This window comes from Ruegeria sp. D7 (assembly GCF_056534355.1).
Genome location: NZ_JBQFPG010000002.1, coordinates 326,663 through 342,595, shown reverse-complemented (window position 1 = coordinate 342,595; position 15,933 = coordinate 326,663). Strand labels below are relative to the sequence as shown.

The following is a 15,933-nucleotide window of genomic DNA, read 5'->3' as shown; positions in this document are numbered from 1 at the left end:
AGAGACGGCCTTTTTTTGCTTCTCCGGTCACATCACTTCTGTTTGATGCGCCCGTCCAAATAAGGCTGATACGGGGCGTTCTCGGCTAGATACTCCGCCGTAACATCCGCCAGATCAGGCCCGAAATCATAGGCGTTCTTGTCATCACCCGAGAACACAGAATAACCATCGCCGCCATTGCGGACATAGTTGTTTGTCACCACCAGATATGTCGCCGCGGGATCAATAGCTTCGAAACCGCCATCCTTGGCGACCATGACCTCAACAATCCGGCCCTCATTCGGGGCAACCGATGGATCCCAGGTAAATGTCATTCCTGCCACCTGAGGGAAGCGGCCTTTGACCTCTTCAACTTGGCTCACCCCATTTTCAAGCGCGTCGATGACACCCTGACCGCTGATCTCGAAAGTCGAGAGCGTGTTCTGGAACGGCAGAACCGTCAGCACCTCACCCATGGTCACTTCGCCTTCATCGATCGAGGCACGCAGCCCACCCGCGTTGGCGATCGCGATCTGAGCGCCCTGATCCGCCACACGGGCAAGCATGGCATCCGCGACTAGATTGCCCATTTCGCATTCCTGCACACGGCAAACATCACGCGAGCCTTCGATGGTTGCGCCAGAATTGGCCACCACGCGCTGTTTCATCTCTTCAATCGGGGCACCCATTTCGGCAACGCGCGCCGCGATATCCGCGTCCGGCGTGACCGAGGCGTCCAGCAGAATCGGCTCACCCTCTGCCGAAATCAGGTTGCCGTCATCGTCGAAGGTCAGCGTGATCTCACCCAGGTATTTTGAATAGGCATAAGCCTGAACGACCGGAACGTCGCCAACCATGGTCGGATATGCGCCTGCGGCGTCCTCATCCGTGTTCGACAGCAATGTGTGCGAGTGACCGCCGACCACCAGATCCAGACCCGGCACTTTCTCGGCGATCTCGATATCTTTGGGCAGACCCACATGGGTCAGCGCGATGATGATGTTCACACCCTCGTCCTGCAGGGCAGCCACATCGGCCTGAAGGCTTTCGATCTCATCCTGAAAGACGACATCTTTGCCGGGGCTCGAAGTTTCCACGGTATCCGTGGCCAGAGCAGAGATGATGCCAACTTTCTGGCCGCCAACATCCAATACGACGTGGTTATCCACTTTGCCTTTCAGTTCCGCCGAAGATGACAGGTCCAGATTGCCCGAAATCACCGGGAAACTGACTGTGTCAACAAATGCGGCCAAGCCCGCAGGGCCGTCGTCGAATTCGTGGTTGCCAACCGCCATAACGTCGTAGCCGATCGCCTCCATAAACTCGGCTTCGGCTGCACCCTTGTAGGTGGTGTAGAACAACGAACCCTGGAACGGATCACCAGCGTCCAGCAGCAGGACATTTTCATCTGCCAGTTCGCCACGCTTTGAGTCCACCATGGTCTTCAGGCGCGCGACGCCGCCAAAGCACTTGCCCTCGGCCTCACCTTCCGCGTCGCAGGTCGAGTCGTATTTGTTGATCGACTCGATGCGGCTGTGAATGTCGTTCGTGTGCAGAATCGTAAGCTTGTATTCGGCAGCCGCCATACCGGCGCTGAGTGCCAATACCGCAGCCGAAGCCAGAAAACGGGTGAACATCGTGAAACTCCCTATGATTGTTTTGCGCGATGGTGCGCGTTGCGTGGCGAAGAGTCAAAGGGGGAAATCCGGCTTGATTCTACCCGTCGCGCGGGGCATCAGGACTTCATGCTGATTTACAAGATCTTCCGCGCCGATGAATGGGCAAACCTGCAGGCACAAGGGGCTTCGGATGGTGCACCGATTGATGTGTCGGATGGATATGTTCATTTCTCAACCGCAGAACAGGCCGCTGAAACCGCTGCCAAGCACTTTGCCGGGATCGAGGGCCTGACCCTCTTGGCCTGTGATAGCCAAGCAATGGGCGATGATCTGAAATGGGAGGTTTCGCGTGGTGGCGCATTGTTCCCCCATCTCTACCGCCAGATTAAAATGTCGGATGTGGTCTGGTCACGCGATCTGCCCTTTGACGGTCAGGCGCACCAGTTCCCGCAGGAGATGGAATGACCCGCTTCATCGATCCCGAACGCGAACAGTTCGAGGCGTTTAAGGCCCTCGATCGAGACCATCCTATCGAGATGCTCAATCTGGTGAAGTTTCGCGAAACAGCTCAGTATCCGTCCGATCACGCACTGGCCGGCGCACATCTGACCGGCGCACAGGCCTATGGCAACTACGGGTCTGAAACCGCGCCTATCGTCGCCCGCATAGGAGCGTCGATCCTTTGGCGCGGCGCATTTCAGACTATGCTGATCGGTCCACAAAATGAGGCTTGGGATGCTGTGTTCATCGCCCGCTACCCCACCGCCCACGCATTTCTTGAGATGGTGACCGACCCTGCCTATCGCGCCGCGGTGATACACCGGCAGGCCGCCGTTGAAACCTCGCGCCTGATATGTTGCGCGCCGACAGAGGGTGGAGATTCCTTCGGATGAAACTGACCGAAAAACTTGGGCTCGCTGCGCTGCACCGTCTTGACCCGGAAACCGCGCATGGGCTTTCGATCAAGGCCCTGACCTCGGGACTTGCACCGACGCCTGGGGCGGTCACATCGGACCGGCTGAAGACCCGAGTCGCGGGTCTGGATTTGCCCAACCCCGTCGGACTGGCCGCAGGGTTTGACAAAAATGGTGAAGCACTGTTGCCGCTTTCGCGTGCCGGGTTCGGGTTTATCGAAGTCGGGGCGGTGACACCCCGTCCGCAGCCCGGCAATCCTAAACCGCGCTTGTTCCGCCTGACCGAAGATCGCGCCGCCATCAACCGCTTTGGCTTCAACAACGAGGGAATGGAGGTCATGGCCGCGCGTCTGGCGCGGCGTCCAAAGGACGCGGTGATCGGGTTGAACCTTGGGGCCAACAAAGACAGTGATGATCGCCCCGGAGACTTCGCAAAAGTGCTTGCCCATTGCGCTGCGCATTTGGACTTTGCCACCGTCAACGTGTCCTCTCCTAATACCGAAAAGCTGCGGGACCTGCAGGGCAAAGCGGCGCTGAGCGCGTTGCTGAGCGGTGTGATCGAAACCCGAAACGCCCTGCCCCGCCCGATCCCGATCTTCCTGAAGATCGCCCCGGATCTAACTGAGCACGAATTGCAGGATATCGCCGCTGTCGCCCGTGAAACCGGCGTGGACGCGGTGATCGCCACCAACACCACGCTGTCGCGCGATGGCCTGCGCAGTGCGCACAAGGATCAGGCCGGAGGCCTGTCCGGCGCGCCGTTATTCGAGAAATCGACGCGGGTGCTGGCGCAGCTCAGCCAGTTGACGGGCGCAGATATCCCGCTGATCGGGGTCGGCGGCATCAGCACGGCAGAACAGGCCTATGCCAAGATCTGCGCCGGAGCGTCCGCAGTGCAGTTCTACACGGCGATGGTCTATGGAGGGATTTCTCTGGCCGCTGAAATCGCGCAGGGGTTGGACACCCTACTGGCACGCGACGGCTTCGATTCGGTCGCGCAGGCCGTGGGCAGCAAACGAGAGGACTGGCTATGATCGAATATTGGCACAACCCGCGCTGCTCCAAGTCCCGCTCGGGGTTGGCATTGCTGCGGGAAAACGGTGCACAGCCTGAGGTGCGCAAATATCTTGAAGACGCGCCCTCGGCTGATGAAATCCGGACGGTTCTGGCCAAGCTGAATATCCCGGCGATCAGCATGATGCGCACCGGAGAGAAGACGTTCAAAGAGCTGGGTTTGACCAAAACCACGCCCGATGAGGAGCTTATTCAGGCCATGGCCAACCACCCGATCCTGATCGAGCGTCCGCTGGCCATCGCGGGCGACAAAGCCGCCATCGGACGCCCGCCAGAAAACCTGCTGGACTTGCTTTAAGCGATCTGTGCCTCGAGTCGAGGATAGCGCCAACCAAGCGTAAGGCCCCGCGCGATGTTCAAGACCATCAGCGCGGCCCAAAGCCCATGATTGCCCATCATCGGCACCAGCACGAACAACGCCACCACATATAGCGCGACCGACTGGATCATCGCGTTGCGCATATCGCGGGTCCAGGTGGCCCCGATATAGATGCCGTCGAACATCCAGCTTGCCACTCCGATGACCGGTGCCAGAGCGGCCCAGATCAGATATTCGCGTGCCGTCGCCCGAACCTCGGGCGATGTTGACATCAGATCGATCAGCGCCGGCCCTGCCAGATAAAACACCAGCCCTAGCCCGATGGCTCCGCCAACGCCCCATTGCGAGGCCATGACTGATGCGCGCCGGACCTTGCGGCGGTCGCGCGCGCCGACGGCTCCACCGACAAGCGCTTCAGCCGAAAAGGCAAAGCCGTCCAAAGCAAAGGCAGTGATTTCGAGAAACTGCAACAGCACCTGATTGGCCGCCAAATTCACGTCGCCCAGGTCGGAACCGACAAACAAAAACGTGGTGAATGCCCCGGTCAATAGAACCGAGCGCACCATGATATCGCCATTCACCTGCATCATCCGGCGCAGCCGGGCGGCATCAAAGATACGCGGCCAATCCCGCCATTGATTTCCACCAAACGCATCACCACAGAGCCACAAGCCCAACGCAAGCCCCGTCCACTCGGCGATCAGTGTCGCAATTGCAACGCCTTCGACACCCCAGCCAAAGCCAAGCACAAACCACAGGTCGAGCACAATATTCAGCCCGTTCATCCAAATCTGCAGGATGAACACGCCGCGCGTGCGTTCGACTGCGATCAGCCAGCCTGTCACCGCGTAAAGGGCAATCGTGGCCGGAGCGCCCCAGATGCGAATCTCCAGATAGGCGCGCGTCAGAGACTCGACTTCGGCGCTGGCGGGCGACAGTGCAAAAGCTCCAAGGAATACCCAAACCTGCGCGGCAATGAAGACCAATCCTGCTGTTCCGCCCAGCAGCAAGCCTCGCATGAGCAACGCTCCGGTTTCTGCAGTGTCACCTGCACCGCGCGCCTGTGCCGCCAGCCCGGTGGTGCCCATCCGCAGAAAGCCGAATATCCAGTAGATCGCCGACAGGATCACCGCACCCATACCCACAGCCCCGATGGGGGCGGCCTGCCCCATCTGACCGACAACGCCGGTATCCACTGCCCCGAGGATCGGTACGGTCGCGTTCGACAGCACGATCGGCAACGCGATTTTCAGGACGCGCCTATGGGTAATGGGCGCTGAGGCGTCCTCCATCTTTAGTCTTTCGATGTCGGAGATTGCGGCATCAGGAAGTGCCCCGTACCTTGCGCAAAGAGTTTGGCGTGATTGTCTTGCCAGGCTTCGACCCGGACAGAGGCATAACGTCGACCCGAGCGGTTGATGAAAGCGCGCGCATAGGCGTCTCGCGGCAGGCCCGACCGCAGGTAGTCGACCGTGAAGTCGATGGTTTTGGGAAAGCGGATATTCACGTCAGTCAAGATGTCTTCCGCACCGATCTCACCGCTTTCAATCCTGGGAAACATATGTTCCCAACTCAGCGTGATTACGGCAGTGACTTCCAGAAACGCCGCTGTCACCCCACCGTGGATAGCGGGCAGAAAAGGATTACCGATCAACTTCTCATCGAAATTCAGAACGCCTGTCAGTTCGTCCCCCCGCCGGTCGAATGTTATATTGAGGAACTGTACATACGGCACACCTTCGACCAGCGCGGTCAGAGCGGCATCACGGCGTTGCTTGACCACCTGCATGGGTTCGGGGCGAGGTCTTGCCATCTTAGCGACCCTCCACGGTGAAGGCACCTGAAGCGGTGGCAACGGGACGGTCGCTGTCATCATCCGTCGCCGTCGCCCGCACAAAAGCCACGTTGCGCGTGATGTGATAGCAGGTCGCGCGGGTCCGGATACTTTGACCCGGCGTTGCGGCCCGCATGTAATCAATACGCAGATCGATGGTGGCGGTTCCTCCCGGGGCCGAGGGGTGGCTCATCACTGCGGCACCGCAACAGGTATCCAGCATGGCCGACACAGCCCCGCCATGGATCACGCCAGTCCGAGGGTCGCCGATCAGTTGCTCGTTATAGGGCATCGAGATTTCAGCCTCACCCTCTCCGATGTGGGTCAGATCAAGCCCCAAGGCCTTGGCGTGCGGAATCGCCTCGATGAACTGGCGCGCTAAAACTGTCTTATCGACCATGGGGTTGGGTCCTGTCCTTGTACCTGCCCCTTTATGGGCCTGCGTTTACACCAAGGGCAAGCCCACCTGTTGCGCTTGCCGCAACGACGCCCTAGGTTGCTGCCAAGGAGACCCGGAATGTCCGACACCCGTTTGTCATTCAAAGAAATGTGCGCCGAGTTCGACGTGACCCCACGCACCCTGCGCTATTACGAATACATCGAATTGCTGCAGCCTGATCGTGAAGGCAGATCGCGGTTTTACGGGCCTCGTGAATGCGCCCGGATGAAACTGATCATGCGTGGTCGAAAGTTTGGATTTCCATTGGAAGAGATTCGCCAGTGGCTGCTGATCTACGAAGATCAGGGCAATCAGGCGCAGATGGCGACCTTTATCGAGATGGCCGATCGTCAAATGGAAGAGCTGCGCCAGCAGCGCGCGCAGTTGGATGAAGCAATGGATGCGCTTCAGCAATTGCGCGATCAGACCGTCGGCCTGCTGAAATAGCCCCTTCCCCTACGGCAAGAAAATTGCCGAAACCCCTGCTTACGCGACTGGATGTTACGTCAACTATTTTGTGACGCAGCGTCCGCATTACGTAAACGTCACTTGTGTGTTGTAAAACGCTCATCGACTGCGCAACTCAGATTGCATGACGCCAGTGATGAGAGTTTGAACCATGACCGAAGATCTGCTGACCATCCGCGAAATGTGCGAGACCTATGATGTCACGCCCCGCACATTGCGGTTCTACGAGGCCAAAGAGCTTTTGTTTCCGATCCGCGAGGGCCAAAAGCGCTTGTTCACCAAACGGGATCGTGCACGCCTGAAACTGATCCTGCGCGGCAAGCGCTTTGGCTTCAGCCTCGAAGAGATCCGCCAGCTTCTGGACCTGTACCACGTGGGTGACCAGCAGCTGACCCAGATGTCCCGCACTTATGAAATCGCGTGCGAACGCCTTGCTGACATGGAATCGCGCCGCGAAGAGCTGACGCAGGCCATTGACGAACTGAAAGAGCAGTTGCGCTGGGGCGAAAAGGTTATCGCCTCGATGAAACAGGAAAAGAAGGCCGCCGAATAAGCCCGGCCTTTCGGACATATGAATTAAGGGAGCTTCACATGCCCGTCTATAACGCGCCAACCAAAGATACGCAGTTCATCCTGCACGATGTTCTGAAAGTCTCGCAGTCGGATATCCCCGGCTATGATGAACTGGAGGCCGAGTTTACCGGCGCGGTTCTGGAAGAAGCGGGCAAAGTTGCCACCAATGTGTTGCACCCGCTGAACGTGGTTGGGGACATCGAAGGGTGCCGGTTGGAAAACGGGATTGTGTACACCCCAACAGGTTTCAAAGATGCCTTCGAGCAGATGAAAGAAGGCGGCTGGACTGGCCTCGACATGCCGGAAGAGTATGGCGGCCAGAACATGCCTTATGTGATGGGTACTGCGGTAGGCGAAATGTTCTCGGGCGCGAACCAGGCGTTTGTGATGTATCAGGGCCTGACCCACGGCGCAGCCTCGGCAATCCTCGCGCATGGTTCGGATGAGCAAAAGAACACGTACCTGCCCAACATGGTCAGCTGCGAATGGACCGGCACCATGAACCTGACCGAACCGCATTGCGGTACCGATCTGGGCCTGATGCGCACCAAGGCGGAACCTCAGGGCGACGGTAGCTACAAGATTTCCGGTCAGAAAATCTTTATCTCGGCGGGCGATCACGACATGGCCGACAACATCATTCACCTGGTGCTGGCCAAAATTCCAGGCGGACCCGAGGGCATCAAAGGTGTGTCGCTGTTTATTGTCCCGAAGTTTATCGTGAACGAAGACGGTACTCCTGGCGAGCGTAATGGTGTTTCGGTCGGCAAGATCGAGGAAAAGATGGGCATCCACGGCAATTCGACCTGCGTCATGAACTATGACGAGGCCACCGGCTGGCTGCTGGGCGACGAACACAAAGGCATGCGCGCCATGTTCACGATGATGAACGAAGCGCGTCTGGGTGTGGGCATGCAAGGACTGTCTCAGGCCGAGGCAGCGTATCAAAACGCCGTCGAATACGCCAAAGACCGCCTGCAGGGCCGCGACGTAACAGGTGTGAAGAACCCGGACGGCCCCGCCGATCCGCTGATCGTACACCCCGACATTCGCCGCAACCTGATGGATCAGAAAAGCTTCACCGAGGGCGCACGCGCATTCATCCTGTGGGGCGCAACCATGATCGACAAGGCGCACCGCTCGGGTGACAAGGATGCGGACGGGCTGATCTCGCTGCTGACGCCGGTCATCAAGGGCTTCCTGACGGATGAAGGCTACGACATGACCGTTCAGGCGCAGCAGGTCTATGGCGGCCATGGCTACATCGAAGAATGGGGCATGTCGCAATACACCCGCGACGCCCGCATCGCGATGATCTACGAAGGGGCAAACGGCGTTCAGGCGTTGGATCTTGTTGGCCGGAAGCTGGCGCAGGATGGCGGCAAGCATGTCATGGCGTTCTTTGAGATGGTTAAAACCTTCTGCAAGGAAAATGCCGGCAAGGATGAAGCTTATGACAAAGCGTTCATCGAACCGCTGAAGGCCGCGTCCAAGGACCTGCAGGCTGCTGGCATGTATTTCATGCAGGAAGGCATGAAGAACCCTAACAACGCGCTGTCCGGTTCGTATGACTTCATGCACATGTTTGGTCATGTTTGCCTGGGCCTGATGTGGGCTCAGATGGCGAAAGCCGCTCGCGAAGCGCTGGATGGTGGCGCCTCGGACAAAGAGTTCTACGAGACCAAGATCAATACCGGTCGCTTCTACATGGCCCGTCGCCTGCCCGCGACAGCCATGCATTTGGCGCGCATCCAAACCGGAGCGGACACGGTAATGGCGCTGGACGCAGCGAACTTCTGATCTCAGTGTGGGCTCGGGCGTCGTAGCCCGAACCCACCCTTGGAGGAGACAAGATGCCAAAACGCTTTCGCCTGACCCGCCGCTTTCCCGTCGCCATGACCGAGGATGGCTATCGCAAACTCCGCGGATTCGCGCGAGAGGCGGGATTGGATGAAGGTGAGGCTTTGTCGTTCCTGTTCGAGAATTTCAATAGCGTGATTGATCACGAGAACCTGACGCACAGATTGCGCATCTTCAACTCCGAGCTGGACGCAAGAAAGCGCTGAACGCGCAATACGCCTTGGGAGGGGCGCCCAAATGACCATCAAACTGCATTGCTTCGGTGAAAGCGGAAACAGCTACAAAGCCGCTCTGGCGCTTGAGATGTCGGGTCTGGAGTGGGAGACGGTCTTTGTCGACTTTTTCAACGGCGCAACGCGCACCCCTGAATTCCGGGCCGAAGTGAACGAAATGGGCGAAGCACCCGTACTGGTCGATGGCGATTTTCGCACCAGTCAGTCTGGCGCAATTCAGGCCTATGTCACCGAGAAGTCCGGCAAATTCGGCGGCAAGGATCGGGATGAGAACTATGAGATTTTCAGATGGGTTCTGTGGGACAATCACAAGCTTAGCTCAATGGCTGGGCTGACCCGTTTCCTGATTAACTTCCTGCCCGAAAAGCACCGCAACCCGGATGTGATCGCGTTCAATCAGGGTCGCCTCAAGGCTGCTTATCAGACACTGAACGCCCATCTTGAAGGCCGCGACTGGATCGTTGGTGACGGCGTGACCAATGCTGATATCAGCTGCTGCGGCTACCTCTATTATCCCGAACCATTTGGCTTTGATCGCGCCGACTGGCCCAACATCGATGCCTGGCTGACGCGCCTTAGCGAACAGCCCGGTTGGAAACACCCCTACGACCTGATGCCCGGCAACCCGTCGGATCGAGCTTAAGGAGAAGACCCCATGACCGAAGCCTATATCTATGACGCCCTGCGCACTCCGCGCGGCAAGGGCCGCAAGGATGGCAGCCTGCACGAGGTAACCTCGGTGCGCCTGTCCGCCCTGACCCTGAACGCTATGAAAGAGCGCAATAATCTGGAAGGCCACGCCGTCGAGGATGTGATCTGGGGCAACGTCACGCAGGTGATGGAGCAAGGCGGCTGTCTGGCGCGCTCGGCAGTTCTGGCTTCGGATCTAGATGAATCGATCCCCGGTCTGGCGATCAACCGTTTCTGCGCCTCGGGCATGGAAGCCGTGAACTTGGCTGCAAACCAGGTCAAAGGCGGCGCTGGAGAAGCCTATATCGCTGGCGGTGTCGAGATGATGGGCCGCGTGGCCATGGGTAGCGACGGTGCGGCGATTGCCGTTGACCCGTCTTTGGCGATGGAAACCTATTTTGTGCCGCAGGGTATCTCGGCAGATATTATCGCGACCGAATATGGTTTCAGCCGCGATGACGCGGATGCGCTGGCCGTTGAATCTCAGAAACGCGCTGCAGCGGCGTGGGAGGACAACCGGTTCGAGAAATCGGTCATCACAATCAAAGATCAAAACGGCCTGACCATTCTGGACCGCGACGAATATATGCGCCCCGGAACAGATATGCAGAGCCTCGGCGCGCTGAACCCGTCCTTTGCCATGATGGGTGAACAAATGCCGGGCTTCGACAAGGTTGCGATGATCAAATACCCGCATCTTGAGCGGATCAACCACATCCACCACGCGGGCAACAGCTCGGGCATCGTCGACGGTGCGGCGGCTGTGCTGATCGGCAATAAGGAGTTCGGCGATAAATACGGCCTGAAGCCGCGCGCGCGCATCAAGGCAACGGCCAAGATTGGCACCGACCCAACCATCATGCTGACCGGTCCGGTTCCGGTAACCGAGAAAATTCTGGCCGACAACGGAATGAAAATCGGCGATCTGGATCTTTTCGAAGTGAACGAAGCCTTCGCCTCGGTCGTACTGCGCTTCCAGCAGGCGTTCGATGTGGACCCGACTCTGGTGAACGTGAACGGCGGCTCAATCGCGATGGGTCACCCCTTGGGCGCGACCGGCGCGATGATCATTGGCACGCTGCTGGATGAGCTTGAGCGTCAGGATAAAGAAACTGGTCTGGCTACACTCTGCATCGCATCCGGTATGGGTGCGGCAACAATTATCGAGCGCGTCTGATGCCTAAGCTGGATCTTTCTCAGATACCGTTCAAAGGCGGCTCCTCCTACCCCGGCATACTGGCAGAAGCGACGGCCGGTCGTTTTGTCCAACGCGTCGGAGATGCAGGCGGGCTGACCCAATACGGAGTCAACATCGTACGGCTGGAGCCCGCAGGGCTATCCTCGCTGCGCCATTACCACATGGAGCAGGACGAGTTTGCCATCATGCTCAGCGGCAAATGCGTGTTGATCGATGATGATGGCGAGCATGAGATGCTGCCCGGTGACTGCGCTGCTTGGCCTGCAGGTGAGGCCAATGGCCATCACCTTGTGAACAAAACCGACGCGCCCGCAACCTTTCTGGTGGTGGGCACCCGGACCCCGACAGAGACCGGCTATTACAGCGATTTAGATATGATGGTGAAAGATGATGAGAACGGATTCTCTTTCACTCGCAAGGATGGCAGCCCGCTGACGGCTGACCAGATTGGAGATGACAATGACTGATTTCACCCTCAGCAAAGACGCCGATGGCGTCGCCTTCATCACCTGGGACGTTCCCGGCAAATCCATGAACGTCCTGTCGCGCGAGGCCTTCACTCTGGTCGGTGATCTGATCGATCAGGCGCTGGCGGATGATGAGATCAAGGGCATCGTTATCACCAGTGGAAAAGAAGGGTCGTTTGCAGGCGGCATGGACTTGAGCACGCTCGCCACGATCCGACAGGAGGCCGGCGACGAACCCGCGCAGGCACTGTTCGATTTCGTCATGAGTGGCCACAACATCCTGCGTCGGCTGGAACTGGCAGGCATGGACCCCAAGTCCAAAAAAGGCGGCAAGCCGGTCGCCTGTGCCATCAACGGCACCTGCGCAGGGATCGGGACCGAGATCGCATTGGCCTGTCATCACCGTGTGATGACCAGCAATCCGAAATCCAAGATCGGCCTGCCTGAGATTCTGCTGGGTATCTTCCCCGGTGGAGGCGGCACCATGCGCTACAGCCGTATGGTCGGCGCAATGGCGGCGGCACCCGTCTTGCTTGAAGGCAAGATGGTGGACCCGAAGAAGGCCAAAGGCGCGCAATTGATCGACGCGGTGGCGGATGATCCGGTTGCGGCAGCCAAGGAATGGGTACTGAACGCCAAGGAAGCCGATCTGGTAAAGCCGTGGGATGCCAAGGGCTACAAGATGCCCGGCGGCGCTCCCTACCACCCCGCCGGTTTCATGACCTTCGTGGGCGCAAGCGCCATGGTGAACGGCAAGACCCAAGGTGCCTTCCCGGCGGCCAAGGCTCTGCTGAGTTCGATCTATGAAGGCGCATTGGTTGACTTTGACACCGCCTTGAAGATTGAGGCGCGCTGGTTCACCAACGTGCTCATGAACCCGTCTTCGTCAGCGATGATCCGGTCGCTGTTTCTGAACAAGGAGGCGCTGGAGAAAGGCGCAGTGCGACCCAAGGATGTACCCGATCAGCGGGTCAAGAAGATCGGCGTTCTGGGTGCCGGCATGATGGGGGCTGGTATCGCGCTAGTCTCGGCACAGGCCGGGATGGAGGTCGTTCTGATCGACCGCGATCAAGAGGCCGCCGACAAGGGCAAAGCCTATAGCGAAAGCTACATGGATAAAGGGATCAAGCGCGGCAAAGCGACGGCTGAGAAGAAAGAAGCCCTGTTGGCCCGTATCACCGCCACGCCCGATCTGGAGCACCTGAAAGGCTGCGACCTGATCATCGAAGCCGTGTTCGAAGACCCCGGCGTCAAGGCTGAAATGACCAAGAAAGTCGAGGCGATCATCCCCGAGGATTGCATCTTTGCGTCGAACACCTCGACCCTACCGATCACAGATCTGGCCAGGGCCAGCATACGGCCCGAGCAATTCATTGGCATCCACTTCTTCTCACCGGTCGAGAAGATGTTCCTGGTCGAAATCATCAAAGGCAAGGAAACCGGTGATCGTGCTGTCGCCAAGGCGCTGGACTATGTGCGCCAAATCCGCAAGACACCGATCGTGGTCAATGACGCGCGCTTCTTCTACGCCAACCGCTGCATTATTCCGTACATCAACGAAGGTCTGCGGATGATCACCGAAGGCGTCAGCCCTGTTCTGATCGACAATGCGGCTCGTCAGTTGGGCTTCCCCGTAGGACCCATTCAGCTGAACGACGAAACCTCGATTGACCTGGGGGCCAAGATCGCCCGCGCTACTAAGGCAGCTATGGGCAACGCTTACCCGGAAAATCCGGGCGATGATCTGATCTTTTGGATGGAAGAACAAGGTCGTCTGGGTCGCAAGGCCAATGCAGGATTCTTCGACTATGACGACAAGGGCAAACGCGTCGAGTATTGGAAGGGCCTGCAGGACAAATACCCACATGCCGCAAACCAGCCCGACCTGATCGAAGTGCAGGAACGTCTGATGTTCGCGCAGGTTCTGGAAGCCGTCCGTGCGCTGGAAGAAGGTGTTCTGGAAGATATCCGCGAGGGCGACGTGGGTGCGATACTTGGCTGGGGCTTTGCGCCGTGGTCCGGTGGCCCGCTCAGCTGGTTGGACATCATTGGTACGCCCTACGCCGCCGAACGCTGCGATCAACTTACCGAAGCCTATGGTGAGCGCTTTACCTGCCCGCCGCTGCTGCGCGAGATGGCGGAAAAAGGTCAGAGCTTCTATGGCCGCTTCAACCCCGAAGCACAGGCCGCCTGAACAAAGACAGCAGGCGCATGAGCCCATGCGCCTGCTTCATACTCAAACACCTACTATTGCAGCTGCCATTCAGGCCGCAGGAACAGCGCAGGCATATTGGGCCGCCCCGGTCGCCCGGGTCGACGTACGCCCAATGCCGGTCGGATCGGGAAAATTGGCTCTTGCGGAATGGGTGCAGGTAACGCAGCCAACGGGTTGGTTAAAGCCGAAAGGTTCCCTTTGCCGGTCACGGCCTCGATCAGAAGATCGGCGTGTTCAGCATCCGCGACTTCATAGGCCTCAGGGTTTCGACTTGACCCGGTATTCATGCGACCGGACGGGCAATAAGCCTGAAATCCGCCCTCGATAAAAACCAGCTCATCCTCGTCAAAGAATAATGACGTGACATCGAATGACTGCGCAGGCGTGCTGGACTCAATACGCCCCACCCCGCTGAGCGTTCGAGCTGGAATAATCGAAATCCCCTCGATTCCAACGCCAAGCTTGCCTTGATCCAATGCCATACCCTGTTCCGGCATCAGCCAGACTGGGCGCCCATTATAAGCTGCTCGGGATGGCACAAGGATCGGCAGATGCTCGGGCCTGCGTTCGTCTCCCGGCACCACGATCCGGTCGACGCAAACGCGCCTCAGTTCTTTGAACCCATGGTCCCGGGTCCGCACCAGATCGCCTGCAACTAGTCTTTCGACCCGTTTCCAGCCCCCTGTTGTGGACACTTTGGTTCCGTGCAGCAATCCCCCACGACGCGCTGATGCGGCCTGTCCCACAAAGGCCTGTCGGCCTTTAACTTCACGTTTCGAATACCCCGAAACACTCACTAACTCTAACACGTGCCGTCCCCCTGTTGGCACCTTCACACAACTCAGAAGGTCTTAGAGTTGTGCCTCAATTGGACTTAGTTTTGCCACATTTGAGGCCAAATTAGGTCAGTTTCGCCGCAATTTACTGGTTTTGAATAAACAAATCAGTATTCCGAGCGAGCTTTGATAGGCATTTCGAAACGATGCTAAGAGGGATACAAGCCGATTCTATTCCGTTCTTACTGCGCCGCATGCTGTAGTGAGGATAACCGCCGCTCCCGCCACCCAAGCAGCACTCCGGCAGAGGCGATCATGCCAATGCCGATGATTTGCATCTGCCCGACGGACTGCCCAAACGCCACCCAGGCAAAGAGCGGGCCAAATATCATGACCGAGTATTCAAAGACTGCGACATATGATGGCTCACCCAGTTGATAGGCTTTGATCAGCATAAAAACGGCAATTGTTGAGCCCACGGCCTGAACCACAACCCAAGGCAACGCCTCTTGCATCGGCCAAACCCAACCGCGCATCGCGAAGCCATCCGGCCCGACTGGCACGCCAACCGGAAACAGGGCAAGCCAGATCAGTCCGATCGCCCCCGCAAGCCCCAGTGTGACTACCATCGCCGCCAGCAGCGCAACAGTGCTTTCATCGGAACAGTGGGTGCGCGTTACAACAGCGCTGAGTGCGTAAAAGAAGCCACCAGCGACTGGCAGCAGCGTCTTTACATCAAACGATGTCGGGTCCGGTTGCAATACGCACAGAATTCCCGAAAACCCCAATAAAACAGCCACGATCCGCCAGGGACCTATGCGCTGTTTCAACAAAAGGGCCGAAATCAACAGCACGAATATCGGCGATGTGAATAACCCGGCAAGCGCCTGAGCGATGGGCATCAATGCCAGCGCGCTGAAATAGAAGAGCATCGCCAGCGTGATCAACACGCTGCGCACCGCGACGACACCAATCCGCCGGGGCCTCAAGGTGCCCAAACCCAATATCGACAACACCGCGATCAGCGGCAGCATCAGTAAGGCGCGACTTAGGTGAAACTGCCAAAGCCCCACGCTCTCGGCCACGCGGATCACGAAATTGTCGATCACGCCGATAATGGACATGGCCGCAACCATCAGCAACGACGCCATGATTGAATGGGTTTGTTGTTGTGACTGCATCCGCGCCTCTGCCCTTAATCAGCCCGTTCTGGCCGAAACTTACCCGGCACACTCAGCACATTTCACAAACACTGCGCAACAGGTTTGCGCCGCT

At 58.2% G+C, this 15,933-nt stretch carries 18 protein-coding genes; 12 read left to right on the top strand and 6 right to left on the bottom strand.

Annotation, left to right across the window (positions count from 1 at the left end):
- Positions 1 to 32: 32 nt before the first annotated feature.
- Positions 33 to 1,616 (bottom strand): bifunctional metallophosphatase/5'-nucleotidase, encoded by a 1,584-nt coding sequence (locus ACRZ9U_RS04590; RefSeq protein WP_170401284.1) that lies wholly within the window; start codon positions 1,614 to 1,616, stop codon positions 33 to 35.
- Positions 1,617 to 1,724: 108 nt separating this feature from the next.
- Here ACRZ9U_RS04590 and ACRZ9U_RS04585 point away from each other — a divergent pair, with 108 nt between their 5' ends.
- The 4 genes from ACRZ9U_RS04585 to arsC are packed head-to-tail and all read left to right on the top strand — an operon-like array spanning position 1,725 to position 3,884.
- Entirely contained in the window at positions 1,725 to 2,063 is a 339-nt protein-coding gene (locus tag ACRZ9U_RS04585; protein WP_170401286.1) for a DUF952 domain-containing protein, read from the top strand.
- Positions 2,060 to 2,491: a DUF1330 domain-containing protein gene (locus tag ACRZ9U_RS04580; RefSeq protein ID WP_170401288.1), complete on the top strand. Its 432-nt coding sequence runs from the start codon at positions 2,060 to 2,062 to the stop codon at positions 2,489 to 2,491. The genes ACRZ9U_RS04585 and ACRZ9U_RS04580 overlap by 4 nt, the downstream gene beginning before the upstream one ends.
- Positions 2,488 to 3,546, top strand: coding sequence for a quinone-dependent dihydroorotate dehydrogenase (locus ACRZ9U_RS04575; protein ID WP_170401290.1), 1,059 nt, complete (start codon positions 2,488 to 2,490; stop codon positions 3,544 to 3,546). The genes ACRZ9U_RS04580 and ACRZ9U_RS04575 overlap by 4 nt, the downstream gene beginning before the upstream one ends.
- A complete protein-coding gene (arsC, locus tag ACRZ9U_RS04570) occupies positions 3,543 to 3,884 on the top strand; it encodes an arsenate reductase (glutaredoxin) (protein ID WP_170401292.1) in 342 nt (113 codons plus the stop codon). The genes ACRZ9U_RS04575 and arsC overlap by 4 nt, the downstream gene beginning before the upstream one ends.
- On the opposite strand, the gene ACRZ9U_RS04565 is transcribed toward arsC, so the two are convergent.
- Genes ACRZ9U_RS04565 through ACRZ9U_RS04555 form a run of 3 tightly spaced genes read right to left on the bottom strand, consistent with a single transcriptional unit; the run spans position 3,881 to position 6,139 of the window.
- Positions 3,881 to 5,197 carry an MATE family efflux transporter gene (locus ACRZ9U_RS04565; protein WP_170401294.1) on the bottom strand — a complete coding sequence of 439 codons (1,317 nt, stop codon included), beginning with the start codon at positions 5,195 to 5,197 and terminating at the stop codon, positions 3,881 to 3,883. The two genes, arsC and ACRZ9U_RS04565, sit on opposite strands and share 4 nt — an antisense overlap.
- Before the next feature lie 2 nt (positions 5,198 to 5,199).
- Complete coding sequence (locus tag ACRZ9U_RS04560) at positions 5,200 to 5,718, bottom strand: PaaI family thioesterase (protein ID WP_170401296.1); 519 nt, start codon at positions 5,716 to 5,718, stop codon at positions 5,200 to 5,202.
- A 1-nt stretch (position 5,719) separates the two neighbouring features.
- A complete protein-coding gene (locus ACRZ9U_RS04555) occupies positions 5,720 to 6,139 on the bottom strand; it encodes a PaaI family thioesterase (RefSeq protein WP_010438901.1) in 420 nt (139 codons plus the stop codon).
- A gap of 117 nt (positions 6,140 to 6,256) precedes the next feature.
- On the opposite strand from ACRZ9U_RS04555, the gene ACRZ9U_RS04550 reads away from it, so the two are divergent.
- The 8 genes from ACRZ9U_RS04550 (at position 6,257) to ACRZ9U_RS04515 (ending at position 13,861) form a co-directional block, all read left to right on the top strand.
- The gene (locus ACRZ9U_RS04550) at positions 6,257 to 6,625 is read left to right on the top strand and encodes a MerR family transcriptional regulator (protein WP_170391912.1); all 369 of its coding nucleotides are present in this window, start codon (positions 6,257 to 6,259) and stop codon (positions 6,623 to 6,625) included.
- A 172-nt stretch (positions 6,626 to 6,797) separates the two neighbouring features.
- Positions 6,798 to 7,199 carry a MerR family transcriptional regulator gene (locus tag ACRZ9U_RS04545; protein ID WP_039536426.1) on the top strand — a complete coding sequence of 134 codons (402 nt, stop codon included), beginning with the start codon at positions 6,798 to 6,800 and terminating at the stop codon, positions 7,197 to 7,199.
- 38 nt (positions 7,200 to 7,237) lie between these two features.
- A complete protein-coding gene (locus ACRZ9U_RS04540; RefSeq protein WP_170391914.1) occupies positions 7,238 to 9,019 on the top strand; it encodes an acyl-CoA dehydrogenase C-terminal domain-containing protein in 1,782 nt (593 codons plus the stop codon).
- A gap of 53 nt (positions 9,020 to 9,072) precedes the next feature.
- On the top strand, positions 9,073 to 9,285 hold the full coding sequence (locus tag ACRZ9U_RS04535; RefSeq protein ID WP_170391916.1) for a hypothetical protein: 213 nt from the start codon (positions 9,073 to 9,075) through the stop codon (positions 9,283 to 9,285).
- A 31-nt stretch (positions 9,286 to 9,316) separates the two neighbouring features.
- Entirely contained in the window at positions 9,317 to 9,955 is a 639-nt protein-coding gene (locus ACRZ9U_RS04530; RefSeq protein ID WP_170401298.1) for a glutathione S-transferase, read from the top strand.
- 12 nt (positions 9,956 to 9,967) lie between these two features.
- On the top strand, positions 9,968 to 11,179 hold the full coding sequence (locus ACRZ9U_RS04525; protein ID WP_170401300.1) for an acetyl-CoA C-acetyltransferase: 1,212 nt from the start codon (positions 9,968 to 9,970) through the stop codon (positions 11,177 to 11,179).
- Entirely contained in the window at positions 11,179 to 11,667 is a 489-nt protein-coding gene (locus tag ACRZ9U_RS04520; protein ID WP_170401302.1) for a cupin domain-containing protein, read from the top strand. Before ACRZ9U_RS04525 ends, ACRZ9U_RS04520 begins: the two co-directional genes overlap by 1 nt.
- Complete coding sequence (locus tag ACRZ9U_RS04515) at positions 11,660 to 13,861, top strand: 3-hydroxyacyl-CoA dehydrogenase NAD-binding domain-containing protein (RefSeq protein WP_170401304.1); 2,202 nt, start codon at positions 11,660 to 11,662, stop codon at positions 13,859 to 13,861. The genes ACRZ9U_RS04520 and ACRZ9U_RS04515 overlap by 8 nt, the downstream gene beginning before the upstream one ends.
- A gap of 53 nt (positions 13,862 to 13,914) precedes the next feature.
- Here the strand turns inward: ACRZ9U_RS04515 and ACRZ9U_RS04510 are convergent, their stop codons facing one another.
- Both ACRZ9U_RS04510 and ACRZ9U_RS04505 read right to left on the bottom strand, forming a co-directional pair.
- Complete coding sequence (locus ACRZ9U_RS04510; RefSeq protein ID WP_480901310.1) at positions 13,915 to 14,691, bottom strand: Hint domain-containing protein; 777 nt, start codon at positions 14,689 to 14,691, stop codon at positions 13,915 to 13,917.
- A gap of 209 nt (positions 14,692 to 14,900) precedes the next feature.
- A complete protein-coding gene (locus tag ACRZ9U_RS04505) occupies positions 14,901 to 15,839 on the bottom strand; it encodes a DMT family transporter (RefSeq protein ID WP_170401306.1) in 939 nt (312 codons plus the stop codon).
- Positions 15,840 to 15,933 lie beyond the last annotated feature (94 nt).

Bases quoted from the DNA above. Each gene is read 5' to 3' on its own strand.
- ACRZ9U_RS04590 (WP_170401284.1), bottom strand. From the start codon at position 1,616: ATGTTCACCCGTTTTCTGGCTTCGGCTGCGGTATTGGCACTCAGCGCC.
- ACRZ9U_RS04585 (WP_170401286.1), top strand. From the start codon at position 1,725: ATGCTGATTTACAAGATCTTCCGCGCCGATGAATGGGCAAACCTGCAG.
- ACRZ9U_RS04580 (WP_170401288.1), top strand. From the start codon at position 2,060: ATGACCCGCTTCATCGATCCCGAACGCGAACAGTTCGAGGCGTTTAAG.
- ACRZ9U_RS04575 (WP_170401290.1), top strand. From the start codon at position 2,488: ATGAAACTGACCGAAAAACTTGGGCTCGCTGCGCTGCACCGTCTTGAC.
- arsC (WP_170401292.1), top strand. From the start codon at position 3,543: ATGATCGAATATTGGCACAACCCGCGCTGCTCCAAGTCCCGCTCGGGG.
- ACRZ9U_RS04565 (WP_170401294.1), bottom strand. From the start codon at position 5,197: ATGGAGGACGCCTCAGCGCCCATTACCCATAGGCGCGTCCTGAAAATC.
- ACRZ9U_RS04560 (WP_170401296.1), bottom strand. From the start codon at position 5,718: ATGGCAAGACCTCGCCCCGAACCCATGCAGGTGGTCAAGCAACGCCGT.
- ACRZ9U_RS04555 (WP_010438901.1), bottom strand. From the start codon at position 6,139: ATGGTCGATAAGACAGTTTTAGCGCGCCAGTTCATCGAGGCGATTCCG.
- ACRZ9U_RS04550 (WP_170391912.1), top strand. From the start codon at position 6,257: ATGTCCGACACCCGTTTGTCATTCAAAGAAATGTGCGCCGAGTTCGAC.
- ACRZ9U_RS04545 (WP_039536426.1), top strand. From the start codon at position 6,798: ATGACCGAAGATCTGCTGACCATCCGCGAAATGTGCGAGACCTATGAT.
- ACRZ9U_RS04540 (WP_170391914.1), top strand. From the start codon at position 7,238: ATGCCCGTCTATAACGCGCCAACCAAAGATACGCAGTTCATCCTGCAC.
- ACRZ9U_RS04535 (WP_170391916.1), top strand. From the start codon at position 9,073: ATGCCAAAACGCTTTCGCCTGACCCGCCGCTTTCCCGTCGCCATGACC.
- ACRZ9U_RS04530 (WP_170401298.1), top strand. From the start codon at position 9,317: ATGACCATCAAACTGCATTGCTTCGGTGAAAGCGGAAACAGCTACAAA.
- ACRZ9U_RS04525 (WP_170401300.1), top strand. From the start codon at position 9,968: ATGACCGAAGCCTATATCTATGACGCCCTGCGCACTCCGCGCGGCAAG.
- ACRZ9U_RS04520 (WP_170401302.1), top strand. From the start codon at position 11,179: ATGCCTAAGCTGGATCTTTCTCAGATACCGTTCAAAGGCGGCTCCTCC.
- ACRZ9U_RS04515 (WP_170401304.1), top strand. From the start codon at position 11,660: ATGACTGATTTCACCCTCAGCAAAGACGCCGATGGCGTCGCCTTCATC.
- ACRZ9U_RS04505 (WP_170401306.1), bottom strand. From the start codon at position 15,839: ATGCAGTCACAACAACAAACCCATTCAATCATGGCGTCGTTGCTGATG.